This window comes from Joostella sp. CR20 (assembly GCF_038433465.1).
Classification (GTDB): Bacteria; Bacteroidota; Bacteroidia; order Flavobacteriales; family Flavobacteriaceae; genus Galbibacter.
Genome location: NZ_JAESVF010000006.1, coordinates 42,223 through 68,335, shown reverse-complemented (window position 1 = coordinate 68,335; position 26,113 = coordinate 42,223). Strand labels below are relative to the sequence as shown.

The 26,113-nt window shown below is 34.3% G+C and carries 25 protein-coding genes; 16 read left to right on the top strand and 9 right to left on the bottom strand.

Annotation, left to right across the window (positions count from 1 at the left end):
- Positions 1-147: 147 nt before the first annotated feature.
- The 4 genes from JMA43_RS09510 to hpf all read left to right on the top strand — a co-directional run bounded on the left by JMA43_RS09510 (position 148) and on the right by hpf (position 3,152).
- Positions 148-1,968: an SLC13 family permease gene (locus tag JMA43_RS09510; RefSeq protein WP_342156270.1), complete on the top strand. Its 1,821-nt coding sequence runs from the start codon at positions 148-150 to the stop codon at positions 1,966-1,968.
- A gap of 67 nt (positions 1,969-2,035) precedes the next feature.
- Positions 2,036-2,332 (top strand): DUF3817 domain-containing protein, encoded by a 297-nt coding sequence (locus tag JMA43_RS09505; RefSeq protein WP_342156269.1) that lies wholly within the window; start codon positions 2,036-2,038, stop codon positions 2,330-2,332.
- Positions 2,333-2,417: 85 nt separating this feature from the next.
- Positions 2,418-2,717, top strand: a complete 300-nt coding sequence (trxA, locus tag JMA43_RS09500; RefSeq protein WP_342156268.1) for a thioredoxin — start codon at positions 2,418-2,420, stop codon at positions 2,715-2,717.
- Between the two features lie 132 nt (positions 2,718-2,849).
- Entirely contained in the window at positions 2,850-3,152 is a 303-nt protein-coding gene (gene hpf / locus JMA43_RS09495) for a ribosome hibernation-promoting factor, HPF/YfiA family (RefSeq protein WP_342156267.1), read from the top strand.
- A gap of 69 nt (positions 3,153-3,221) precedes the next feature.
- On the opposite strand, the gene JMA43_RS09490 is transcribed toward hpf, so the two are convergent.
- The 3 genes from JMA43_RS09490 to JMA43_RS09480 form a co-directional block, all read right to left on the bottom strand.
- A complete protein-coding gene (locus JMA43_RS09490) occupies positions 3,222-3,908 on the bottom strand; it encodes an OmpA family protein (protein ID WP_342156266.1) in 687 nt (228 codons plus the stop codon).
- A gap of 78 nt (positions 3,909-3,986) precedes the next feature.
- Complete coding sequence (locus JMA43_RS09485) at positions 3,987-4,484, bottom strand: lipocalin family protein (protein WP_342156265.1); 498 nt, start codon at positions 4,482-4,484, stop codon at positions 3,987-3,989.
- 109 nt (positions 4,485-4,593) lie between these two features.
- Entirely contained in the window at positions 4,594-6,597 is a 2,004-nt protein-coding gene (locus tag JMA43_RS09480) for an alpha-ketoacid dehydrogenase subunit alpha/beta (RefSeq protein WP_342156264.1), read from the bottom strand.
- Positions 6,598-6,837: 240 nt separating this feature from the next.
- Here JMA43_RS09480 and JMA43_RS09475 point away from each other — a divergent pair, with 240 nt between their 5' ends.
- The 5 genes from JMA43_RS09475 to JMA43_RS09455 all read left to right on the top strand — a co-directional run bounded on the left by JMA43_RS09475 (position 6,838) and on the right by JMA43_RS09455 (position 10,983).
- Entirely contained in the window at positions 6,838-7,788 is a 951-nt protein-coding gene (locus tag JMA43_RS09475; protein ID WP_342156263.1) for an isopenicillin N synthase family dioxygenase, read from the top strand.
- A 23-nt stretch (positions 7,789-7,811) separates the two neighbouring features.
- Entirely contained in the window at positions 7,812-8,141 is a 330-nt protein-coding gene (locus JMA43_RS09470) for a translation initiation factor (protein ID WP_342156262.1), read from the top strand.
- A gap of 129 nt (positions 8,142-8,270) precedes the next feature.
- Positions 8,271-9,203, top strand: a complete 933-nt coding sequence (locus JMA43_RS09465) for a DUF1835 domain-containing protein (protein ID WP_342156260.1) — start codon at positions 8,271-8,273, stop codon at positions 9,201-9,203.
- Positions 9,204-9,207: 4 nt separating this feature from the next.
- Positions 9,208-10,080: a nucleoside phosphorylase gene (locus JMA43_RS09460; protein ID WP_342156259.1), complete on the top strand. Its 873-nt coding sequence runs from the start codon at positions 9,208-9,210 to the stop codon at positions 10,078-10,080.
- A gap of 45 nt (positions 10,081-10,125) precedes the next feature.
- Positions 10,126-10,983: a substrate-binding domain-containing protein gene (locus JMA43_RS09455; RefSeq protein WP_342156257.1), complete on the top strand. Its 858-nt coding sequence runs from the start codon at positions 10,126-10,128 to the stop codon at positions 10,981-10,983.
- A gap of 86 nt (positions 10,984-11,069) precedes the next feature.
- Here JMA43_RS09455 and JMA43_RS09450 read toward each other — a convergent pair whose 3' ends face one another.
- Positions 11,070-13,178, bottom strand: coding sequence for a polysaccharide lyase 8 family protein (locus JMA43_RS09450; RefSeq protein ID WP_342156256.1), 2,109 nt, complete (start codon positions 13,176-13,178; stop codon positions 11,070-11,072).
- A 63-nt stretch (positions 13,179-13,241) separates the two neighbouring features.
- On the bottom strand, positions 13,242-13,907 hold the full coding sequence (locus JMA43_RS09445) for a uracil-DNA glycosylase (protein ID WP_342156255.1): 666 nt from the start codon (positions 13,905-13,907) through the stop codon (positions 13,242-13,244).
- A 488-nt stretch (positions 13,908-14,395) separates the two neighbouring features.
- On the opposite strand from JMA43_RS09445, the gene JMA43_RS09440 reads away from it, so the two are divergent.
- On the top strand, positions 14,396-16,573 hold the full coding sequence (locus tag JMA43_RS09440) for an endonuclease MutS2 (protein WP_342156254.1): 2,178 nt from the start codon (positions 14,396-14,398) through the stop codon (positions 16,571-16,573).
- A gap of 47 nt (positions 16,574-16,620) precedes the next feature.
- On the opposite strand, the gene JMA43_RS09435 is transcribed toward JMA43_RS09440, so the two are convergent.
- Positions 16,621-17,100 carry a monoheme cytochrome C gene (locus JMA43_RS09435; RefSeq protein ID WP_342156253.1) on the bottom strand — a complete coding sequence of 160 codons (480 nt, stop codon included), beginning with the start codon at positions 17,098-17,100 and terminating at the stop codon, positions 16,621-16,623.
- Position 17,101: 1 nt separating this feature from the next.
- Positions 17,102-18,322, bottom strand: coding sequence for a sulfite oxidase (locus JMA43_RS09430; RefSeq protein WP_342156252.1), 1,221 nt, complete (start codon positions 18,320-18,322; stop codon positions 17,102-17,104).
- A gap of 273 nt (positions 18,323-18,595) precedes the next feature.
- Here JMA43_RS09430 and JMA43_RS09425 point away from each other — a divergent pair, with 273 nt between their 5' ends.
- The 3 genes from JMA43_RS09425 to JMA43_RS09415 all read left to right on the top strand — a co-directional run bounded on the left by JMA43_RS09425 (position 18,596) and on the right by JMA43_RS09415 (position 21,698).
- The gene (locus JMA43_RS09425) at positions 18,596-18,889 is read left to right on the top strand and encodes a DUF6787 family protein (RefSeq protein WP_342156251.1); all 294 of its coding nucleotides are present in this window, start codon (positions 18,596-18,598) and stop codon (positions 18,887-18,889) included.
- Between the two features lie 3 nt (positions 18,890-18,892).
- Positions 18,893-19,225 (top strand): hypothetical protein, encoded by a 333-nt coding sequence (locus JMA43_RS09420; protein ID WP_342156250.1) that lies wholly within the window; start codon positions 18,893-18,895, stop codon positions 19,223-19,225.
- A 184-nt stretch (positions 19,226-19,409) separates the two neighbouring features.
- Positions 19,410-21,698 (top strand): TonB-dependent receptor, encoded by a 2,289-nt coding sequence (locus tag JMA43_RS09415; protein ID WP_342156249.1) that lies wholly within the window; start codon positions 19,410-19,412, stop codon positions 21,696-21,698.
- A 70-nt stretch (positions 21,699-21,768) separates the two neighbouring features.
- On the opposite strand, the gene JMA43_RS09410 is transcribed toward JMA43_RS09415, so the two are convergent.
- Both JMA43_RS09410 and folE read right to left on the bottom strand, forming a co-directional pair.
- On the bottom strand, positions 21,769-22,050 hold the full coding sequence (locus JMA43_RS09410; protein ID WP_342156248.1) for a hypothetical protein: 282 nt from the start codon (positions 22,048-22,050) through the stop codon (positions 21,769-21,771).
- 31 nt (positions 22,051-22,081) lie between these two features.
- Positions 22,082-22,678, bottom strand: coding sequence for a GTP cyclohydrolase I FolE (folE, locus tag JMA43_RS09405; protein ID WP_342156247.1), 597 nt, complete (start codon positions 22,676-22,678; stop codon positions 22,082-22,084).
- Between the two features lie 199 nt (positions 22,679-22,877).
- On the opposite strand from folE, the gene JMA43_RS09400 reads away from it, so the two are divergent.
- The 3 genes from JMA43_RS09400 to JMA43_RS09390 all read left to right on the top strand — a co-directional run bounded on the left by JMA43_RS09400 (position 22,878) and on the right by JMA43_RS09390 (position 26,039).
- Complete coding sequence (locus tag JMA43_RS09400) at positions 22,878-23,540, top strand: ABC transporter ATP-binding protein (RefSeq protein ID WP_342156246.1); 663 nt, start codon at positions 22,878-22,880, stop codon at positions 23,538-23,540.
- 166 nt (positions 23,541-23,706) lie between these two features.
- Positions 23,707-24,471: a TIGR02757 family protein gene (locus JMA43_RS09395; RefSeq protein ID WP_342156389.1), complete on the top strand. Its 765-nt coding sequence runs from the start codon at positions 23,707-23,709 to the stop codon at positions 24,469-24,471.
- Between the two features lie 77 nt (positions 24,472-24,548).
- Positions 24,549-26,039 carry a S10 family peptidase gene (locus JMA43_RS09390; RefSeq protein WP_342156245.1) on the top strand — a complete coding sequence of 497 codons (1,491 nt, stop codon included), beginning with the start codon at positions 24,549-24,551 and terminating at the stop codon, positions 26,037-26,039.
- The last annotated feature ends 74 nt before the right edge of the window (positions 26,040-26,113 follow it).

Genomic DNA, 26,113 nt, shown 5'->3' with positions numbered 1-26,113 from the left:
TTACACATTTTTGTTTTATAATTTATATTATGTAAAATAGAATATTTAGAAATACCTCCTATACCTATTTGTGTTAAAGTATTTACAATTAAAATCTCACTTCCATCAAAATAAAATACATTTAATACAACCAACCATTCTACCGCCATGACAATAGAAATTATATACGTATTCGTTGTATTAGCTTTGGTAATTGTATTTTTTGCCTTTGAAATATTTCCTGTAGATAAAATTGCCTTCTTTATAATTGTGAGTCTGTTACTCTTCGGAATTGTAACTCCTGAAGAAGCTATCAGCGGATTTTCAAATTCTGCAACAATTACCGTACTCTGCTTAATGATAATTGCTATAGCTTTAGAACAAAACGGAATTATTCAAATGTTAGCCAACGGATTAAAGAAATTTAAAGTGCTACCGCTTTTGTTATTAATTCCAACATTCATGATCATTTCTGGAGGAATTTCAGCATTTATAAGCACTACGGCAGTTGTTATTGTATTTATTAAAATTCTAGCAGAACTTTCTATTAAACATAATATATCACAATCAAAATTACTCTTACCGATATCTTTTGCAGGTATTTTAGGCGGAAGTTGTACACTTATGGGAACTTCTACTAACCTAATTATCAACTCCATTGCTTCTAAATTTGGTGCGGAACGCTTTACTTTTTTTGAATTTTCTTTATACGGATTGATATTTTTAGGCATTGGAATTGTATTTATTACTTTGACTTCTTTTTTACTTCCGTGGGGAACTTCAAAAAATATTACCAAAGAATATGAACTAGAGCAATTCCTTACTAGTATTGAGTTTACTGAAAATGCTAATTGTATTGATAAGAAAATAGAAGATACATTTCTGTTTAAAAATGAAGGAATCACGCTATTAAAATTAACCCGAAATGGCATTTCAAATAAAGCTCCTGGGAAATACATTACCTTGAAAAAAGGCGACAAGCTCCTACTCTCTTGTAATCTAGATATTTTAATGGAAATAAAAGGAATGCAAGGAGTTATACTGAATAATTACAGTGTTTCCGAAGAAAAAAATACATCTGAAAATGAAAAAAACGAATTTGATGCGCAACAAAATGCTATCGTTGAAATTTTGATGTTACCAGGTGCTCCCTTATTGAAACGTTCACTCAACGAACTTAAAAACAAAACATTTTTAGGTGGAATTCCACTAGCTATCAAACGAAGAAAAAACATTAAAAATGTAAAGGACAAACTCTTAAATATAAGTGCCGAGCATATTAAACTTAAAGTGGGCGATCGTTTATTGGTTGAAATACCAAAAGAAAACCTTAACGAATTAGGAACGATAGAAAACATGGCTGTTTTACAAGAACATACTACGTTTTCTAACATTCCAGCCTATAAAAAGGCATTAACTTTTGGAATACTAATAACTGTTATTGCACTTGCAGCTACAGGCGTTTTACCTATTTTGGCAAGTGCTTTAACGGGCTGTTTTTTATTACTCTTTTTTAATTGTATTCAGCTTAATAATGTTTACAAGAATATAAATTGGGAAATTATTTTCCTTCTTTCTGGGATGATACCGCTTGGTATCGCAATGAATAACAGCGGTGCCGACCAATGGGTATCTACACAATTATTAGCTTTAATCTCAGGAAAAGCCCCAACAATTATAATCGGACTCATATTTTTATTTACCATGTTGCTCAGCGGGATTATTTCCAACAACGCTACAGCTATAATTATGACACCGATTGCCATTTCACTAGCATCGGCTAGTAATTTACCACTTAAACCGTTTATTCTTGCTGTTTTATTCTCAGCCAATTTTAGTTTTTTTACGCCTTTGGGGTATCAAACTAATACGTTAATTTACGGATTAGGGATTTATAAATTCAAACATTTTTTAATTATTGGCGGCTTACTTTCTATTATTTTATGGATTGTGGCTTCCCTCCTGCTTGGAAATATGCTTCCAAAATAAGCGCTATTTTAACACTTTAAACGCAGTAAACTAATTTTGCTAGTTTACTTTTGTAAAAAAAATATCGATGAATATAAAGAACTTTAGACTTGTTAGCATCCTTGAAGGAATTTCATATTTATTACTTTTTGGAGTAACAATGCCGTTAAAATATTTAATGGATATCCAAGGACCAAACCGAATTGTAGGAATGCTCCACGGAATCTTATTTATTGCATACGTAGTGATGGCTTTTGTATTTTATAGAAGGCTAAAATGGTCAATAACTACATTATTTATAGTGTTACTTTGTTCAATTATTCCGTTTGGTACATTTTGGATGGAGAAAAAGTATTTACATCCAGAAAAAACGCAAGGAAATTAAGTTAATAACGACCAAAATATAGTTTCAATCGTATTAATTTAAAGTGAATTCTTTTATAAGAATTAAAACCCATAAAAAAGCGTAAATGAAAAGTAGTTTTAAAGATATAATAGATGTTAATAAGCCTGTTTTAATTGATTTTTTTGCTGATTGGTGTGGCCCATGTCAAACAATGATGCCAATACTTGATGATGTAAAAAAAGTAATGGGAAACAATGTAAATATTATAAAAATTAACGTAGATAAAAACCAAGAATTAGCTGCGCGTTTTCAAGTTAGAGGTGTGCCAACGTTTATGGTTTTTAAAAACGGAGCTTCTGTTTGGAGGCAATCTGGAATGGTTTCTAAAAATGATTTAGTAAAGAAACTAACCGAACATTTGTAGACCAATTCCGCCTAAAAAATTAATTATACTTTAAGTAAAAATCCTTTTTCAGCATTATTAATTTTAGTAAATTTATAAGGAAGACATCAAGGTAATTGATGCTTTTTTAATAAGGAATAAAAACTGGTTAATATGCAAATAAACTTTGAGTATGACAGTGTGGCTGCGAGCAGTCGCCTGGAGGAGTTAACAGCTAAAAGACTCCAAAAACTTGTAGATAAGTATGATTTTATTGTTCGTGCCGATGTGTTTTTTAAAACTGAAAATACATCGGCTAAGGATACAGGGAAAATTTGTAACATTCGTGTAAGTGTACCTGGTCCTCGCCTATTTGCTGAGGCATCTCATGAGAAATTTGAAATGTCTATTGCTGAAGCTGCAGACGATTTAGAAAGACAACTTCGCAAAAAGAAAGAAAAGATGAAGGCTAAATAAAAGCTAGATTTTTGATATAAAAAAAGGTCCGATATTCATCGGACCTTTTTGTTTGAAATTAGTACTTAATTATTCTGATTTTGCTTCTTGAATCATTTCTTGACTAGCAACAATACCAAGTTCTACACGTCTGTTTTTTACACGTCCTTCTTCTGTAGTATTATCGAATTTTGGTTGTGTTTCACCATACCATTTTGTTGTCATTCTTGAAGTAGATACTCCGTTTGAAGCAAGAAAATCTCTTACAGATTTTGCTCTCTTTTCAGAAAGAGACATATTGTAAGAATCTGCTCCAGAACTATCTGTATGTCCTTCAATTAAAATATTTGTATCATCATATTCAACAAATACTTCTGCCATTTTTCTAAGTGTTTCTTGCCCTTCTGGAGAAATATCAGCAGAATTTAAAGCGAATTTCACACCGCTGTTTTCATCAAAAGTAACATTGATACCTTCACCAATTCTGGTTACTTCAGCTCCTGGAATTGCTTCTTCAATTGCTTCAGCATTTCTATCCATTTTATTACCAATTCTGTTACCAACAGCTCCACCTACTGCAGCACCAATAATAGCACCAAGTACAGAGTTGTTTCCGTCTCCTACATTATTCCCGATAATACCTCCGATAGCTGCTCCAGAACCTGCTCCAATTGCAGTTCCACGCTGTGTGTTATTCGAATTTTTGATAGCTTCACAACTTACTAACATCAGTAAAGAAGTGAATACGATTCCGCTTTTTAAGATTATTTTTTTCATCTGTTATTTTTTATTATTTTTTTTATTGGTCGATTAAAAACTTAAGAGAGTTTTCGTTCGTTTGGTTGGTTTAATTGCTTATCTAAGCGATGCAATCTTTGTAAATTCATATACCACTGTAACAGTTTCAGATCCTACAGGAGCATCCGCAGAAATCACCATTGTTTGTGGAGATAATGAGTTGATTTGGAAAACATAACCATATCCTCCTCCAACGTCATTTTTCTTTTCGTCAATAAATTTAAATTGAAAACGATTAGGATTTCCGTTAGGATCGTCTTGAATAGACCAGCGAATGTTACGTTGTCCTGGAGAACAATCCCCTGGCTCTAAAATGTTGTAGTACCCTGTACTATTGTTTGAACGGAAAAACCATTCACTTCCTTTAAAGCACTTTGCAGAAACATCACCAAAAAGCACCGACTTAAAATAACCTTCGTTGTTTTGATAGTCAATGTTTGTAAGTTTCCAAGTACCGTCTAAGGTTTTTCTGTTGTCTTTGTTCTCTTTGCTAAGTCCGCAAGATGTTAATACTAAAGACACCATCAGTATAAAAATATACGCCTTATTTTTCATGATTGTTTAGTTTAAAAAATTATTGTTGATGTACCTATAAAGGTAAATAAAAACTGTTAAATATAAGTAAATACTTATTAAATTAACATATATTTAATTTCAGTCTAAACTAATATCTCTGCAATTCTTCTAAGGCATTTTGCAATCTACTCTTTGCTAAATATTGATTTTCAAGGTTTTTATCAAACGGAATTGGTGTTTCTAAGCTCGCAACTCTTTTTACGGGTGCGTCTAAATACTCAAAACAATTTTCCATAATTAAAGCAGAAATATCGCTCGAAATCCCGCCGAAAAGTGTGTCTTCTTGTACAATTAATACTTTTCCTGTCTTTTTTACTGAAGTATATATGGTCTTTTCATCCAAAGGACAAAGTGTTCTTAAATCAATAAGTTCAATAGAAATGTTTTGATTTTCTGAAATTACATCTAAAGCCCAATGCACACCCATTCCGTAGGAAATTATAGTAATATCTTTCCCTTCTGAAATAACTGAAGCTTTGCCGATTTCTGTAGTATAGTAATTGGTAGGGACTTCGGCTGTAATGGTACGGTAAAGCGCTTTGTGCTCAAAAAACATCACTGGATTAGGATCGTTTATTGATGCAATTAGAAGTCCTTTCGCATCTTGAGGAAAAGCCGGATAAACCACTTTGAGTCCGGGTGTTTTGGTAAACCAAGCTTCATTGGTTTGCGAATGAAATGGCCCTGCTCCTACACCGCCACCACATGGCATTCTAATAACCACATCGGCATTTTGCCCCCAACGATAATAAGATTTTGCTAAATAATTTACAATGGGATTAAATCCGCTTGAAACAAAGTCGGCAAACTGCATTTCTACAACAGCTTTCATTTGGTTTATTGAAAGTCCCATAGCAGTCGCCACAATAGCCGATTCACAAATAGGTGTATTTCTGATACGTTCTTTTCCGAATAACTCAACAAAACCCTCCGTAATTTTAAAAACCCCGCCGTACTCTGCAATATCTTGCCCCATGACAATGAGGTTTTTATGTGTTTCTAAACTTTGTTTTAAACCTTCAGAAACCGCATCAATATACCGAATAGTATTCGTTGCTTCTGATTTTGTAACTTCTTTATTTTTAAATGATTGAAAAACATCATTTAATTCATTAGTTACATCAGGAGTTATTTCATTTTCAGCAAAAGAAATAACTAGATTTTCATCAATTTCATTCTGAATTTCCTCATGAAGCGCTTTATCATTTTCTTCAGTTAAAATTGCTTCGTCTTTTAAAAACTGAACGTAATTACTAATAGGATCTTTCTGCTTCCATTCAGCTAAAATCTCTTTCGGAACATATTTCACACCACTCGCCTCTTCGTGTCCTCGCATTCTGAAGGTTTTAAACTCAAGCAATATCGGACGCGGATTTTCTCTCATACTTTTTGTCAAAGCACTAACTTTTGTATAAACTTCCAATATATTGTTTCCATCGATGATATGCGCTTCCATTCCGTAGCCAACGCCTCTATCTGCAAGGTTTTCGCAGTTGTACTGCTCGGAAGTTGGTGTTGAGAGTCCGTAGCCATTATTTTCAATACAAAACAAAACAGGCAACGACCAAACCGAAGCTACATTTAGCGCCTCGTGAAAATCTCCTTCGCTAGTTCCTCCTTCTCCTGTAAAAACAGCGGTAACTTTTGCTTCATTTCTAATTTTATGGGCAAGAGCAATTCCGTCGGCTACGCCTAACTGCGGACCTAAATGCGAAATCATTCCGATAATTTTATATTCTTGCGTACCAAAGTGAAAACTGCGGTCGCGCCCTTTTGTAAATCCGTTTGCCTTGCCTTGCCATTGCGAGAACAATCGGTATAAAGGAATATTTCTAGTTGTAAAAACACCCAAATTTCGGTGCATTGGCAAAATATACTCATCGGTTTCCAAAGCCATCGTCACTCCTACCGAAACCGCCTCTTGCCCTATTCCACTAAACCATTTTGAGACCTTTCCTTGTCGGAGGAGAATCAGCATTTTTTCTTCAATTAATCTAGGTTTAAGCATGTTTTTATAAAGATTCAATGCCGTTTCGTTACTTACAAATCGGTTGTCGTATTCAAAAAAATGCGTGTCAGTAGCTTTATTCATAACCCAAACTTTATTTTCAAAGTGAGATTAAATTTTATCATACAGGTTCTAATCCGTATGTTTTCAACTTATTACTTGGCGAGTTTTTTCCGAAGTAATATACTCAAATGTAGAAAAAATAAGATTACCGCGTAGTGTTTTTCGTGATTGTAAAAAGTTCTTTTTGAAATTATTGAATCGCCTAAGAAATCGTTACATTTGTTATGTAATGTAGTGGCAGCTACTTAAAATGTTATACAAATGAATAAAGTACCTAGCGTTGATTTAAGTGATTTTCTATCGGAAGATCCTGCTCGTAAGCAAAAATTTATAAACGAAATTGGAAAGGCATACGAAGAAATTGGTTTTGTAGCCTTAAAAGGACACTTTTTGTCGGATACATTGATTGATAATTTATATAGTGAAATTAAGAAGTTTTTCGATCTTCCGCAGGAAGTAAAAGACACTTATGAAATTGAAGGAATTGGCGGACAAAGAGGATATACTTCTTTTGGGAAAGAGCATGCAAAAGGTAAAAAAGAAGGTGATTTAAAAGAATTTTGGCACTTCGGACAATATGTAGAAGACGATCCAAAACTCGAAAAAGAATATCCACCAAATGTAGAAGTTAAAGAGCTTGACAATTTTAATAAAGTTGGCGAAGAAACTTATAAACAACTAGAAAAAACGGCGAAATACGTGTTACGTGCGTTGGCACTTCATTTAAATTTAGAAGAAACTTATTTTGATAAATACATCAAAAACGGAAATTCTATTTTACGTCCAATTCACTACCCTCCTATTACGCAAGAGCCTAAAAATGCAGTGCGTGCAGCAGCGCATGGAGACATCAATTTGATTACACTTTTAATGGGTGCGCAAGGTAGAGGTTTACAAGTGCAAAACCACGAAGGCGAATGGATTGATGCTATTGCCGAGCCAGATGAATTGATGATTAACGTTGGAGATATGCTTTCGAGACATACGAACAACAAATTAAAATCTACCATACACCAAGTTATAAATCCGCCAAAAGAGTTGTGGGGAACTTCTAGATATTCAATTCCGTTTTTCATGCATCCTGTGAGTGAGATGCCACTAAATGTACTAGAGAATTGTATTGATGAAGAGCACCCGAAACTTTATGAAGATATCACTGCAGGTGAATTTTTACACGAGCGTTTAATTGAACTAGGCTTAATTAAAAAATAAATTATACTGAAGTTAATACAGCAATGGATTTACAAGATCAGTTAAAAAACTTATTCCCAGACCATCAGTTTAAGGAAGAACCAAAACCAGAAGCCGATCCAGATGCTATTTGGATGCAAGAAGATCCGCTTTTGTGTAAATATGAAAAGCGCAAAGGTAAGCCCATCACTATCATTGATGGGTACACCGGCGCTACTGAAGATTTTAAAAAATTAGCTAAAGAATTAAAAACGAAGCTAAGTGTTGGAGGGTCTTTTAAAGATGATAAAATTATCATTCAAGGAGATTATCGAGATACCATTATGGATTTGTTAAAAGAAAAAGGATTCAAAGTAAAGCGTGTAGGTGGTTAATGTGTTTTGAAGGGCAATAACCACAAGAAGTATTCAATATTTTATTGAATTTCCAGTTAAGAATTAACGTAACTTTTCTTGTTTATTAATTCATAATTAATACATTTACAGTCCTCAACCTATAACTAAATGGCTAAAACACTTCATATTACAAACGGCGACAGCTTTACTGCTGTTTTAGAAAAACTCAACATTTCTGGAGATATTATTACATGGCGAGAAATGCTATGCGAAGGTAAAACTAGCAACGATGTTGGGAGCGAAACTTTTTGGCGACAACGTTACGAATATTTAAACAGAGCCTATAAAATTACCAAGGATACCTTTATCAATAAAACTTTGAAGGAGTATCGAAATCTTTGCAATCAAAAAACGCAAGACGAAATTGTACTTTGGTTTGAATACGATTTATTTTGTCAGGTAAACATGATTGCAATGTTAAGTTGGCTTAAAAAAAACAGAAGCGATGCTTCCATAGCTATTGTTTGCGCTGGAAACGAAGATGCTTCCGATAAACTTTATGCCCTTACCGATTTAACACAAGAATCTCTTAAAAATCTTTATAAAAATAGAGTTTACCTCACTAAAGATGATATTGAATACGGCGATTATATTTGGCAACTTTATTGTGAAAATAACCCAATTCGCTTGCAGAATGCTATCAAACAGAACAAAAGTCAGCTAAGTTATTTATCAAAAGCAATGGAAGCACATATTCATAGATTTCCAAGCTTAAAAAATGGTTTAAATGAATTGGAAAACAAAATGCTTCAGAAAAGCATTCAGCAAACATTAAATTCAAAAGAAGAAATTGTACACGAAATGCTTAAAGACCAAGGAGTTTATGGTTTTGGCGATATACAATTCTCAAAAATGGCTACTACTTTAAGACCGCTTTTTAAATCGTTTAACCCCGTTAAACTTACAAAAACCGGAGTGAATGTAGCCGAAGCTATCGAAAACTACTACCCTATCATTAGGAATGACAAAGAATATTTAGGTGGAACGCCAAAATATTCTTTTTTGTTTGTAGAAGATGGTGCGCAACTGCTAAAATTATAATCGAGTGAAAATTCCAGCTTCTGAGTTTATCCTGAATGACGACGGGAGTATCTACCATTTAAATCTACGTCCAGAAGATATTGCAAATACCATCATTACCGTTGGAGACCCCGATAGAGTTGAAACAGTTTCAAAATATTTTGATTCGGTTGAACTCAAAAAAGGAAAACGAGAGTTTGTTACCCATACGGGCTATTTAAATGGAAAACGAATTTCGGTCATTTCAACAGGAATAGGTACCGACAATATAGACATTGTATTTAATGAACTCGATGCGCTTGTAAATATTGACTTTGAAACCAAAGCCGTTAAAAGTAATTTACAACAATTAGACATTATCCGAATTGGTACTACGGGTTCTTTACAGCCTGAAATTAAAGTAGACGATTTTCTGATGAGTGAATATGCCGTTGGGTTTGATAGTTTACTTCATTTTTATAAAAGTGAACATATTCAGCACAAAGAAATTCAAGAAGAAATAGTGAAGCATACGCAATGGTTTAAAGAAAAATCGACACCGTATGTAGTTAAATTCAATGAATCTTTAGGAAAGCAACTACTTTCTAAAAATGTTCATTTAGGGTTTACTGCTACCAATGTTGGATTTTACGGACCACAATCTCGAAAATTAAGATTAGACACACAAGATCCTCTTCTGAATGACAAACTAGCATCTTTTGATTTTAACGGACTGAAAATAACTAATTTAGAAATGGAAACAGCTGGAATATATGGTTTATCAAACCTTTTAGGACACCGAGCAGTTTCTATGAATTGTATTTTAGCAAATCGTCCGAATAAGAATTTTTCTAAAAATCCAACTTCAGCAACCGAAAAACTAATTCAATATACCTTAGAAAAAATCTCAAATTTTTAATCGCTTTTACTTAGCTTTGATATTGCTTACATACAAAACAGCTATATGAAGACAATTAAAATTGCAGGTGTTCCAGAACACTTTAATTTACCTTGGCATTTAGCAATCGAAGAAGGTGCTTTTGAAGAAAGAGGAATCGATTTAGAATGGACAGATGTTCCAGAAGGAACAGGTAAAATGTGCAATATGCTCCGTGAAGGAACTACCGACATTGCAATTATTCTTACCGAAGGTATTGTAAAAGATATAGTTGGCGGAAATCCTTCAAAAATTGTACAAGTTTTTGTGCAATCGCCATTGTATTGGGGTATTCACGTAGGCGCACAATCAAATCATAAAACTCTAAATGATTTAAAAAACACAACCACTGCTATTTCTAGATACGGAAGTGGAAGTCATTTAATGGCGTATGTAAACGCAAACAATAATGGTTGGGATCATAACGATTTAAAGTTTGAAGTTGTTAATAATATTAATGGCGCCGTAGATGCGCTAACAAATGGTACTGCCGATTATTTCATGTGGGAGCACTTCACCACAAAACCGTTGGTAGACAAAGGTATTTTTAGAAGAATTAGCGACTGCCCTACTCCATGGCCATGTTTTGTAATTGCGGTACGTGAAGAAGTTTTAAATAAAAATGCTTCATTGATTTCGCATATACTTGAAGTAATAAATACGTATACTGAAGATTTTAAAGATATCCCAAGTATCGACAGAATGTTAGCGAATAGATATGAGCAGAAAGTTGAAGACATCCAAGAGTGGCTTTCTATAACACGTTGGAGTCAAGAAAATATCTCTCCAATTATGATTAAAAATATTCAAGAACAATTAGCACTTTTAAATATTATAGACCATTCGGTTTCGTATAATGAAATTGTGCAAAATGTAACTCTTTAAGAGCATTTATAATTCATAAAATGAAGGCTGTCTTGTATATTAATAGGACAGCCTTCTTTTTGGTATTTTCCAATGTAACTCAGTTTCTATTTTAAAATTATAGATGTGCTAGAACCTTTATAATTCCCCTGCGGAAATATAATTTCTTTTTCTATTTTCCCTTTGAGCTTTGGAAATTTAGCTTGAATATTTAATGTTGATTTTAACTGACTTGGATCGGCTACGGAAATTTTAATTGTTTCTGAACTTGAACCTTTCACCAACATAACACACGGAGCATCAACAGATATTTTTACGCTTTTATCTTTAAATGTACCTGCTTCATAAAAGATAATTTGATAAACACCTTCAGATTTTTTGTAAACAGCCTGTAGCTTTTCTGTATTTTGAAGAATTTGCAAATCATCTTCATCAAACATTTTAACTTCAGAAATTGTTGTCAAACCTGGTGCTACGATATACGCGTATGATTGATTATTTGGCTTCTTCCCATGAGATATATACGATGTAAACACTTCTTCTGAAATTAATGATTTGTCTCCAGTCTTAGTTATAGAAGCCCAGCTTCCGCTTTGTGCTTTATTAGAAATTGTCACATGCTCTTCCTCTGGAAAAAAGTAGGCTATTTTATCATGAAAAATCCAATCTACAGCATTCAAATCTAACTTTTCATTCTTACCTAGGTTTGATATTTTTTCTTCAGAAGAAATAGAAACAGTGCCATCTAATAAACTCTGATTAATAGTAGTTAAAATAGGCTCTTCTGCTGTTGAAGTAATCCCTGCTCCTAAGCAAACAACTTCATCTTTAAAGAAAAACCAACCTTTTTTTGCTGAAGTATTATATTCATTCAGCACATACGTTGTCACTCCGTAGATACTATCTGTAACGGCGCCAGTAAATGTAGACGTACCTTTGTCTTCCCAATGCTTCCGTTTTGGAAACTGAGAAGTTTCTGGAGCTGTTACCCCTGGAATTTTATTCCACTCCCAAATAGGAAAGATATTGTAATATTCATCTCCATCCACACGAATACAAGTAGCTCCGTCGGCTACAAAATGACTTTTTAAACTTTCTCCATTTCCCGTTTCCGATTTAGATGTTCTTGTTGATGCGGTACGAACAGAAAAGTCAAATTTTGGAGAATTGTATAAAGTATAATCTGAAATCCAATAATGAGTAAGTTGTTGTTTTACTCCATTTCCAACCTTTGAAGAATCTGTAAATCGAAGTATGGCATCCTCATAAATCTCAGCATACAATGGATCTATTTTTATTAAGTCTGCTAATATATTTTTAAACCCTTCTTTATTGGTGTTGTTTTTACGACTTATAGACCGACCATTAACCGTAAAATCCATATACTTCCCTCTGTGTACTCTTAAATAAGTGTTTATAATGAAGTCTCTAAAAATTGCCAATTGCTCGCCAGACAATGCATAAGAAGTGTTTTGTAAATATTTTGCAACCTTTACTTCTGTGTTTACCAATACCTCTCCGTACCCACCAATATACAATTGATCTCCGTGCTGTTGATAAGAATAATCATACTGAATTCCATCTTCTTCAGACAATCTCAATGGCTCAAAAGATTGACTTACTCCAACTTTTAAGATTCGTTCGTCTTCAGCTAAACATCCATAATAAATAAAATGTAGGGCTATATCAAGTTTATTAGCACCAGTTCTGTAAAAAGGATTTCCACGCTTCATTTTCTCACGTAATGATACTTCTAAATCTTTATCGAGTTGTTGTTCTCCTTGACGAAGTATAATTAATAATTCTCCCAACTTTTGCGGAGTCGCAATTTGATTAAACCACCAACTTTTAGATTTTAAATTTCTTTGATTCCAATATTCTAGAGCTTTAGAAATTCTTGAAAACAATTCAGAGTCCTTATAAAATGTACTTCCTGGATTAACATAGGCATCTACTAAGGTTGCTGTTTTAACTAAATGATTTAATGGGTACCAATATGTTTTACTCGCAGTTTCATAATCAACATCAGTCCAATAGCCTTCACTTTTATAAGTTGAATTGTATTTTTTTACAGTAGAATCTAGTTTTGAAATATCTGTAAGTTGTTCTCTATTTATTTGCTGAATATTATTCATAATAACCTCAAAATCATTCTGAGCATAAATAGAAGAAAATGTAATCGTGCAAAACAAAATTGCTCGCATAAATTTAATCATAGTAGTAATTTAGGTAGTTTAATTTATTGTAGTTTAATTTATTGTAGTTTAGTATTCGAAATATTACCAATTTATAGACTTCTGCCCTATTTCGGTTAAAATTTTGTTAGTTTCACTGAAGTGCTTATTGCCAAACCAATATCCTCTGTTGGCGCTTAATGGCGACGGATGTCCAGCTGTTAACACATGGTGTTTTTGTGTATCTATCAGCTTTACTTTGCGTTTTGCATAACCTCCCCAAAGTAGAAAAACAACATTACTTTTTTCTTGAGAAATGGTTTTAATCACTGCGTCGGTAAAAGTTTCCCATCCTTGGTTTTGGTGACTTCCCGCTTCATGTGCTCTTACTGTTAAAGTCGCATTGAGTAATAAAACTCCTTGTTCTGCCCATGCTTCCAGATTTCCACTTACAGGGTATGGTTTTAAGATGTCGGTTTCTAATTCCTTAAAAATGTTTACTAAAGACGGTGGATGTTTCACTCCATCTTGTACCGAAAATGCCAATCCGTTGGCTTGGTTTAGACCGTGGTACGGGTCTTGACCAATAATTACAACTTTCACCGCATCTAACGAACAAGCGTTAAAGGCTTTGAAAATATCAGCTTTTGGAGGGTAACATACATTTGTGTTGTATTCTTCATTTACAAAAGACATTAATTCTTTAAAGTAATCTTTGGTAAATTCTTCTTGCAGAACAGTTTCCCAACTAGGATGGATGGTTAAATTCATTTGGTATTGTTTTCAGCGTAAAAATATAGGTTTCAAACGAACTGAAAAAATAAAGAACTTTTATCAATTTTCTTTTTTGTTAAGATGAATTACAATAAATACCAAAACTCAATTAGGATGGTTTTTATGTTTATGGAAACTGACCTATTAAAAAAGTGAAGAAAATCAAGGAAGCAGGATGGATAAGAGATTAAAAGCTGTTTGAACAAAGTGAGTTCTTTTAATCTGTGGTGGATGTTTCCGTAGATTTTTAATGCTTTTTTAATCAGTCTTGACTTTCCTGCCTTCCGCAGGCAGGTTTGTTTCGTTTTTGTGTCAAGACAAAAATGAAATAATGATATTAACAAATTATAAATATTTATTAAACTAAATTTATATTCAGCAGAAGTATCAACACTTCACTTCCGTAGAACAATTAGAAAATTACTTTGTAAGTCTAAATTAGTCCGTAAATTTGCCTAAATCCAACGTTTTGGGAGTTTATCTATATGAATAAAATACACGAAAAAACCTTACAAGACCTCGAGTTTTCCAAAGTACTCATGCAAGTTTCAGAAATTTGTATCACCGAACAAGGAAAGGAGAGTGCTTTAGACATAAAACCTTTTCGCAAAAAGGAGCAGTTGCTCACTTCTTTGCATCTAACAAATGAATATCTAGCTTCATTTGAAAACAACAATAGTATTCCGCCTCATTATTTTGATGCTATTTCAAAAGAAATTCAGTTATTAGGTATTGAAAATACAGTGGTTGAAGTTGAAGGATTTAGAAGAATTTCATCAATTTCGGTTACGGTAAACAATCATATTCAATTTTATAAAAAGTTTCACGAATACTATCCTACACTACATTCACTGGCTCAGGAAATAGAATTCACCAAAGAAATTCAGCAAAAAATAGAACATGTTATCGATCGGTTTGGAGAAATTAAAGACGATGCTTCTCCTGCCCTTTTCAATATCAGAAAAGAGATAAATTTGGTTCGCGGAAAAATCAATCAGAGTTTTACAGGTGCGCTTAGCAGTTATGCTTCCGCAGGAATTTTGGACGACATTAGAGAAACCGTTATTGACAATCGTCGTGTTTTGGCGGTAAAAGCGATGTATCGCAAGCGTGTAAAAGGCGCTATTATGGGGAATTCTAAAACGGGAAGTATTGTGTATATTGAACCTGAAGCGACTCGACATTACAATAGGGAACTCAATAATTTGGAATACGAGGAAAAAGAAGAAGTTCAGAAAATACTAAAAGAACTCACCAACTTTCTTCGTCCGTATAGAAGCTTGTTAATCGATTATCAGGCGTTTTTAACACAGATTGATGTAGTTGCTGCCAAAGCAAAGTATGCCGATAAAATGAATGCGCTTTTGCCTAAAATTTCAGAAGAAAGACATTTTAATATTATCGATGCTTACCACCCTTTGCTGTATCTCACAAACAAAGCAAAGGGCGCAAAAACGTATCCGCAGACAATCGAATTACATCCAGAAAATCGGATTATTGTTATTTCTGGACCGAATGCTGGAGGGAAAAGTATCACCTTAAAAACTGTTGGGCTCTTACAAGTAATGCTTCAAAGCGGACTTTTAGTACCTGTGCATGAACGAAGCGAAATGTGTTTGTTTGATACCATTTTAACGGATATTGGCGATAATCAATCTATCGAAAATCACCTGAGTACTTATAGCTATCGCTTAAAAAACATGAATTATTTTCTTCGGAAATGTAATAGCGAAACGCTATTTTTAATTGATGAGTTTGGTACTGGGAGTGACCCTGAACTTGGAGGAGCGCTGGCAGAAACATTTTTAGAAGTATTTTACGAGCGTGAAGCTTTTGGAATTATCACTACGCATTACGCAAATTTAAAAATACTCGCCAACGAACTCCCCCACGCTACCAACGCCAATATGCGTTTTGACAACCGTACTTTGGAACCTGTTTTTAAATTGGTTTTAGGCGAAGCAGGAAGCTCGTTTACATTTGAAGTTGCTCAGAAAAACGGAATTCCGTACAGCTTAATCAATCGGGCTAAGAAAAAAATTGAACGCGGAAAAGTGCGTTTTGACGCCACCATTGCTAAGCTACAAAAGCAACGTAGTAAAATGGAAAAAACATCGAGTAATCTAAAAGAAGAAGAAGACAAAGCTCGCGATGAAGCTAAACGTTTGGAAGAACTCAATGTAAAAATCAAAGCGAAACTCGAAAATTACCAGCAGTTGTACGACCATAATCAGCGTATGATTTACCTCGGAAATAAAATTAACGATATATCCGAGAGTTATTTTATCAATAAAAAGAAGCGTCCTTTAATTTCTGAATTTCTTCGGATTGTAGAAACCGAAAACTCAAAGCGTAAAAAAGAATCGGCCGCTAAAAAGAAAGAAGAACGCGCCAAGAAAAAAGCTGTTGAAGCTGAAGTACAAAAAGAAGTTAAGGTAATTCGAGAAAAAAAGAAAAAAGAAAAAGTTGAAAAAGCTAAACAACCCGAAAAGCCTAAACACATTTTAAAAGTTGGCGATCGAGTGCGCTTAATAGACAGTAAATCGGTTGGAAGTATCGATAAAATTGAAAAAGGCAAAGCGCTTGTTAACTACGGAATGTTTACCACAACTACCGATTTAGAAAAATTAGAACTTGTTGAAGCTGTTAAAAAGAAAAGGTAACTAACTTACTTTTTCTTTTACAGTAATATATTTTTAAAACTATATTTCTAATTGAGCTCATACCATTCTTGAACCTCCAAATTTGGTCTTCTACCAGAATCGGTTGGTGCATAGTTGGTTGAAAGGTAATCGAGAATTGTAGCTTCATCTTTTCCTAAATCCCATAAATTTTGGGTTTGTTGCATCCATCTAATTGTCGAAAGCCAACCTTCGCGAGTCATTCGGTTTTGAGTAACTAATTTAGCTGAGTGGCAATTTGTGCAGTTTTCTATAACGGCATTAAGTCCTTTGCCTTCCACAAATCCTGTTTCAGTATGTATTCCGTTTTTTATCCCTTCTACTTTTGTTTCTGATGTTGGGAACTCCTGTTCTGTTATTTTTTCTTCTGAATTATTCTGAAAAATAAAAGCTTCAGGATAAAACAAAACAAGTAAGATGAAAAATGAAATCCCGATGATTGATATTACAAAAAAGACCAAACTATTAATCAGTTTTTTGATTTCTTTTAAAAAATGATTGTTTTGCATATCAACTTACTTTTAGAGCAATTCGATGGCAAGCATTGTTTAAATAGCCTTTTGGGTTCCATCCAGGTAACACCATAGGCTGACTTTTCCCTTGAGAGTCTGTTGCTCTAGCCCACAATTCGTAATAGCCTTCGGTAGGGAAATTGGTTGTACCAGAAAAATGTTGCCACGCATGTTTATTTACAGGTGCTTCTAATTCACACAATTGCCAAGTGGCTCCAAAATCAATAGAAAACTCAACCTTTTCTACCTCTAAATCGCCCGCCCAAGCATGACCGTTAAACCTAAGTGTTTGTCCTAATTTTAGCATAGCACCAGTTTTTGGGTATGTAATCAACGATTTTACGGGCATCGACTCAATAATACACATATCCTCATCGGCAACTTTTTCGCCTGGAGAAACAGGTTTACATGGCACTCTATATGCTTGCCCATTCATTTTTTCTCCGTCGTGAACTTTATTTCTAATGCTAATGCGGTTAATCCATTTTCCTGAAACAGATGCTGGCCATCCGCCAACTACTAATCGCAATGGAAATCCATGAGCTACAGGTATCGGCGCTCCATTCATTTCAAAAGCTAGTAAGGTTTCGTTTTGCATCGCTTTTTCAATTGGGCAACCGCGAGAAATAGGCTCTTTATTTGGTGTTCTACTTAAATGTATGTCGGCCGCATGGTAACCAATATATACAGCTTCCGAAGTAACTCCTACGACTTTTAAAACATCGGCAAGTCTAACTCCTGTCCATTTTGCACAATGTACAGCCCCTACGCCCCATTGATTTCCTTTTGCAGGCGGATTAAATTCTTTACGTCCATTACCACCACACTCTAATGTAAGCTGATAAGTGTACTGTTTAAACTTCGATTTAAGTTCAGATAAAGTAAAAGTTGTTTCGTTTTCTACCGCTTCCCCATCAATTGTGAGCATCCAATTATCTTCATCAATTTGCTCGGGTAGCAAGCCATTATTTCTAACAAACATCGAGCTATTGGGAGTGATTTTATCATTCAACAAATGAGCTCTCGACTCAATATTCCATGGCTTATCATTTAAAACAAGCATATCCTTGTTTTTTTTGAAAAGTGTAAAAGGATCTGGGTCTTGTAAAAGTAACGGAGTGTAATTTTTAGGCATGAACTTTCCAAAAACAATGGTTGTTCCTCCAATTAAAGTTGCGGAAGCCAAGAATGTTTTCGAAACAAAGTCTCTTCGATGCATAAATTAGTAGTTTTAGTATTGTGATTGTCCGTAATCTATCATAATGCACTGTCACCTCGAGCGGAGTAGAAAGGATATTTGGCTTAATAGCTTTAAATAGGGTCTCGACTCCGCTCGACCTGACATTTTAATATTAGTATGATACATTTCGGATATTCAAATTTAGTTTTCATAAAAATATAAATATTCTCCCTAAATATTTAATTATTCATAAAAACCGAGATAGTTTCACTTGCAGATAAATTCAATTATATTTGCATTGAAAATTAATTCATGGAAAAATTAAAAGAACGCTGGGGTATTACTTCCAATTTTCAATTGGCTGTAATTTTTATAGTTTTTGCAGTAACAGGCTCTACAGCAGCTAAAGTTGCTGGCCCGATTACCGAGTTTATTGGCTTACACCCCGATTCCTTACATCCTATTTTTTATTGGATTGTTCGAATTTTATTAATCTTTCCTGTTTACCAAGTTTTATTAGTTTGCTTCGGATGGCTTTTCGGTCAGTTTAAGTTTTTTTGGAACTTTGAAAAGAAGATGCTAAGACGCATGGGAATTAAAATCTAATCATTGGAAAACTTTAAAAAAATATTAGTTGGGTTTTTATTGATGTTGCTTGTTTCAGCAATATTAATTCCTTCTGCTTTAAAGTTTTCACATTTTTTTCTAGAGCACAGTCATGTTGAATGTAATGAACATGTGAAAACACATTTTCATCAAACAGATATTGATTGTCAGCTTTACAAATTTCATCATCATCAGCAAATAAATTATGTTCCTGAAGTAGTTACTTTTGAAGTAATTTCATTTCCTCCAGAACAAAACTACAATCACTATATCTTCTTAAATAGTTATAGGAAATTAGATTGTTCACTTCGCGCCCCGCCAACAAATTTCATTTAAATCTACTGAAAACAATATTGAAGTAACGATTCAATTAAACATATTTAATATACTTAATAATAGTTATTTGTATTTTATAATAATACGTTTTAAAAAAATATACTAGTTTGTATATTCATTGTATTTCTGAATAAAATCAACACAAATAATCTTCTTTTATACTTTATAAAATAATTAAACAAACATGAAAAATATTGTATTGTTTGTGCTTTTCTTTAGCACAACATATTTTTTATCTGCTCAAAACACCATTAGCGGATCTGTTATAGATGAACAATCAAATGAAGCTATTCCATTTGCAAACATCTATTTGCCTCAACTAGAAAAAGGAACAAGTACCGATGAAAGCGGACATTACGTTTTGGAAAATCTTCCGCAGGGAACTTATAAAATTGTAGTTTCTTCTATCGGATTTAAAACTTTTTCGAGTTCGACCACTATTAACGGACAAACAGAATTTACCATTCAATTAACACCTTCAGCAATAGAAATGGAGGAAGTAATTGTTTCTACCCCATTCCATAAATTACAAAGTGAAAACGTAATGAAAGTGGAACGACAAAGTGTTGAAACACTAAAAACCAAAGGTGCAATGACGCTTTCGGATGGGATTTCTGAAATAAGCGGTGTGGAAACATTAAGCACTGGTGTCGGTATTGGAAAACCCGTAATTAGAGGATTGAGCTCCAATAGAGTTTTGGTGTACACTCAAGGAATTCGTTTGGAAAATCAGCAATTTGGAGGGGAACACGGACTTGGTGTGAACGACGCTGGTATTGAAAGTGTTGAAGTTATAAAAGGGCCTGCTTCCCTACTCTACGGTTCGGATGCACTTGGAGGTGTTTTATATTTAAACCCTGAGCGCTTTGCTACGCAAGATAGCACCGATACCGATGTAAACCTTAATTACTACACAAATACCGAAGGAATTACTGCCAATGCTGGTTTTAAAACTTCTGGTGAAAAACTTAAATTTTTACTTAGAGGGGCTTATGGTTCGCATACCGATTATGAAGACGGAAGTGGAATTAATGCTACGAACTCACGCTTTAATGAATATGATGTAAAATCTGGATTTGGTTATCAAGACCGAAACTTTAAAACAGAGGTTCGTTACAATTTTAATCGTTCTAATTTAGGAATTCCAGAAGAAATTGGAGTTCAAAACAACGACCGTGACCCACTACTTCCTTATCAAGAAATCACCAATCATATCATCAGTATGAAAAACACACTTTTCTTTGATAACAGTAGCCTAGACATTACTTTGGGGTATATTGCTAATAACAGAAAAGAGTTTGAAGATGAAGATGAACACGAACATCATCATGAGGATGAAGAGGATCATGACCATGACGAAGATGAACATGGGGATGAACACGAACATGGAGATGAACCAGCGCTAAACATGAAATTACATACCTTGAGTTATAATGTGCTGTACCACATGCCAAAATTAGGGAAGTTTGAAACCGTTGTTGGGGTACAAGGAATGAACCAAACCAACGAAAATTACGGTGAAGAAGTGTTAATTCCAGATGCTACCACAACTGATTTCGGTGCTATGGCAACCACGCATTACCACATGAAAAATAGCGATATTCAGTTAGGTTTTCGTTACGACACTCGTAAAATCGATGCAAAAGAAACTGGGGAAGTTGGTTCAGAAGCCTACATTGGTGCTTTAGACAGAAACTTTAATAGTTTTAATGTTTCTGCGGGTTACCGTGTTACCATTGCTAAAAATATTATTGCGCGTTTAAATCTCGCAACCGGATTTAGAGCTCCAAATTTAGCAGAGCTGACTTCCAATGGTGGTCATAGCGGAGCTAATAGATATGAAACTGGAAATGAAACTTTAAATAATGAACAAAACTTCCAAACAGACATTTCTTTTGAATACGGAAATGAGCATATCGAATTTTTTGTAAACGGATTTTACAACAACGTAAGCGATTATATTTATTTACAGCCAACAGGCGATTTTATAGATGAAGATCCTGTTTACCAATATGTGCAAGATGATAGTAAGCTTTATGGTGGTGAAATAGGACTCCACTTACACCCGCATCCGTTAGATTGGTTGCATTTGGAAAGTACTTTTGAAACTGTAACTGGGAAATTATCAGATACGGATGCGTACTTACCATTGATTCCTGCTAACAAGCTATCGAATACATTAAGAGTTGAGTTTGATGGAGAAAACATTACCAATAAATATGCTTTTGTAACACTTCAAAATGTATTTGATCAAGAAAATCCTGGAGATTTTGAAACTCGCACTGGTGGATATTCATTAGTAAACTTAGGACTTGGAGCCACATTAAAAGCATTTAATCAGCCTTTTAAATTGAAGGTTTCAGCAAATAATCTTTTCGACAAAACTTATGTTTCTCACTTGTCAAGATTAAAAACAGACGGAATTTACAACATCGGGAGAAATATTAATTTCGGACTTTCGATGCCTTTCTAAACATACTGTTTTAGTTTATATAATTTTAATAAAAATGGCTGTTTGGAAAGTATCTCAAACAGCCATTTTTTTATGAAGGTTGTGCACTTTTTTCCTTTTTAAACACATAGGTATACAACCATGTAAGTGTAAAAGTTGGAATAACATCTAGCCCTGGCACTATTTCCTCTATAAAAGTTATCAATCCAGCGCCCTGCCCTATTTTTCCTTTGTACATTTTTGTCATCAACCATGCAGAAATTGGCGCCCAAATAATATCCGAAAATTCTCCAATTCCAGGAATAACAAAGGAAACCATTCCGATAGCATCCAATAAAAGTCCGAGAAACAGCTTTTTATATTTATCGTTCATCTTGCATTTATAAATGTGAATCTGTTTTGAATTAAGCTAAATCTGAGCTAATCAGTTTTAAAAATTCATTTCGAGTTTCAATCTTTTCAAACTGTCCTCTAAATCCAGAAGTGGTTGTTACTGAGTTCTGTTTTTGCACACCTCTCATCATCATACACATATGCGAAGCTTCAATAACTACAGCAACTCCCTGAGGTTTTAGTGTATTGTTTATGCATTCCAAAATATCGTGTGTTAAGCGTTCTTGCACTTGTAAACGTCTTGCAAAAACATCTACAATTCGCGGTAACTTACTCAATCCAACAATGTGTCCGTTTGGAATATATGCAATGTGGGCTTTCCCAAAAAAAGGCAATAAATGGTGCTCGCAAAGCGAATACAACTCGATATCTTTCACGATAACCATTTCGTTATAATCCTCTTTAAACATGGCTCCTTTTAAGATTTCCGAAGCATCTTGGTCGTATCCTTGCGTTAAAAACTGCATTGCTTTAGCAGCTCTTTCTGGTGTTTTTACAAGTCCTTCTCTCGACGCATCTTCACCAATATTAGCAATTATACTTTCGTATTTTTCTTTGATAGACGTTGTTGCTTCAATATTGTATTCTTCAAAACATTTATAGTTCATCTTATAGCTTATTTTTTTATTTCTGAATTCAATTCTTTTTCAAATGAAATGAATCAGATTAAATTTCCTAACGGAAAATATATTGAAAAATTACGACTTAACTCCCCTTATAGAAAATATTTTTTCAAACAGATACACTTTTGCAAAGTCCTTTTGTTTTTTATCTTGAATACGTACCTTAGCAACTTTAGATGAGTTTATGATAAAAGCCACAAACATTCGCAAAACATTTGGTTCTTTAGAAGTTTTAAAGGGCGTTGATGTTTCGATTGAAAAAGGAGAAATTATTTCGATTGTAGGAGCTTCTGGCGCCGGAAAAACTACTTTACTACAAATACTTGGTACGCTAGATAAACCTGATAAAACTGAAGGTTTAGCGCTTCAAATTAACAATACCGAAACGAGTAAGTTGAGCGATAAAGAACTTGCAAAATTTCGTAACGAGCATATCGGATTTATTTTTCAGTTTCATCAATTGTTACCCGAATTTACAGCTTTGGAGAATGTTTGTATTCCTGCTTTTATAAAAAACACCTCAAAAGCCGAAGCCGAAAAAAGAGCGAAAGAACTTTTAGAGTTTTTGGGATTATCGCATCGAATTAATCACAAACCAAACGAATTGTCTGGCGGAGAGCAACAACGAGTTGCGGTGGCAAGGGCTTTGATAAACAACCCTTCTATAGTTTTTGCTGATGAGCCTAGCGGAAATTTAGATTCTGAAAGTGCCGACAGGCTTCATAATTTGTTTTTTGAGTTGAGAGCTCAATTTGGACAAACATTTGTAATTGTTACTCACAATGAAGATTTGGCGAACATGGCTGATAGAAAGCTCACCATGGTCGATGGAAATATTGTTGACTAGTTGTAAAATTATATCATTTCGATGGAGTGAAGTTTGAGCGACGAGAAATCACATAACCATGAGATTCCTCCTCGAACTTTCTTCGGAATGACTCCTCAACAAAAAATTATTTATAGATTGAATTTTAATCAAACTTTAAATACATTTTACTTCAAATTGTATGAAATTGAAACAAGCAGAATTAAAAGAATTTTTAGACGAAAAGGTAGATTTTTATAATAATTTAGACTTTATAACGTCAGATCCTATTCAGATTCCACATTCTTTTCATCAAAAAGAAGATATTGAAATTGCAGGTTTTTTGTCGGCCACCATTGCATGGGGAAACCGAAAAAGCATTATTAACAATGCTAAAAAAATGATGCAGCTTATGGGGAATTCTCCATTCGATTTTGTTATGCATCATTCCGATGATAATCTAGAAGCGTTACTCCCTTTTGTCCATCGTACTTTTAACGGTCACGATTTTATTCAGTTTATAAAAAGCTTACAACATATTTATACCAATCACGGAGGTTTGGAAACGGTGTTTAAAAATCACTCAAGCAAAACTTCTATGCAACCTTCCATTGCCGAATTTAAAAATATTTTTTTCGAAATACCACACCTTTCAAGAACTCAAAAGCACGTTTCAAACCCTCTAAAAGGTTCTTCAGCAAAACGTATCAATATGTTTTTACGTTGGATGGTACGGCAAGATAATGCGGGTGTAGATTTTGGAATTTGGAAAAGTATTTCACCAGCACTTCTCTCCTGCCCGCTCGATGTGCACTCTGGAAATGTTGCTAGAAAACTAGGACTTTTAAAACGTAAACAAAACGATGCAAAAGCACTCGCTGAACTCGACAACAACTTGAGAAAACTAGACCCAACAGATCCTGTAAAATATGATTTTGCGCTGTATGGGTTAGGTGTTTTTGAAAAGTTTTAATCGATTGACAAAGAAGGAATATTATAACCAACCTTTTTTTCTTATTTTCGTTTCTTAATCAAAAAATCCTCTACTACATGTTCAAAAAATTACTTTCAGTATGCGTGTTTCTATGCTGTACTTTGGCAGTAAATTCGCAAAAACTAAACCTTCCAGCCGATAGCATTGTAGCTACCAAACACCAAGTTACTATTAACGGAAAAAAGATAAGTTACCAAGCTAACACAGGGACTTTGCCTGTTTGGGATGAAGACGGAAACGCAATTGCTACGCTTTTCCACACCTACTATTTTCGTACAGATATTGAAGACAACAGCAACCGTCCGCTTTTAATTTCGTTCAACGGAGGTCCAGGTTCGGCTTCTGTATGGATGCACATTGCTTATACAGGTCCGAAAATTTTAAATATTGATGAAGAAGGATATCCTGTTCAACCTTACGGAGTAAAAGACAATCCAAATTCGATTCTAGATGTAGCCGATATTGTTTATGTAAACCCTGTAAATACTGGGTATTCAAGAATGATAGCGGATAAGGAAGGTAAATATCCAGACCGTAAAAAATTCTTCGGAATAAACGCCGATATTAAATATTTAGCAGAATGGATTACGACCTTTGTAACACGCAATAACCGTTGGCGTTCGCCTAAATACATCATCGGTGAGAGCTATGGTGGAACTCGAGTTGCCGGGTTAAGTTTAGCCTTACAGGATAGAGAGTGGATGTACCTAAACGGGGTAATTATGGTGTCGCCAGCCGATTATAAAGTTTTACGTGTAGATAGCCCTGTTTCATCTGCTTTAAATCTTCCGTATTATGCAGCGGCCGCATGGCACAATAAAGCACTTCCTACCGATTTACAACAGAAAGATTTGCTAGAAGTACTTCCTGAAGTTGAAAATTATACCGTAAACACCTTAATTCCTGCTATGGCGAAAGGGGGTTCTATTTCTTCAGCAGAAAAACAAAACGTAGCCAAACAAATGGCTCGATATTCTGGACTTTCAGAGTCTTCTATTCTTCAGCATAATTTAGATATTCCAACTTCTTTTTACTGGAAAGAATTGTTGAGAGATCGCGGTTTTACCATTGGACGATTAGATTCTAGATACTTAGGAATCGACAAAATGGATGCTGGAAATAGCCCAGATTATAATGCCGAATTAAAATCGTGGTTACATTCTTTTACACCAGCAATAAATTATTATTTACAAGAAGTTTTAAAGTTTAAAACCGATTTTCAGTACAAAATGTTTGGCGATGTACATCCTTGGGATTTGGACAAAGACAATACTCGCGACAACTTACGTCAAGCAATGGCAGAAAACCCATATTTGAATATTTTATACCAAACAGGTTATTACGACGGTGCTACAACTTATTTCAATACCAAATACAGTATGTGGCAAATGGATCAGGCGGGGAAATTTAAAGATAGAATTCAGTTTAAAGGTTACCGAAGCGGACACATGATGTATCTTCGAAAAGAAGATTTAAAAACAGCCAACGACGATATTAGAGCTTTTATTTTGTCTACTTCCAACCAAAATAAGCCTGCTAAATATTAAAACAGTTTTAAAAGGAAATTAAAGATTTCTAAAACAACACAAATAAACCGCTAAGTATTTTTATAACTTGGCGG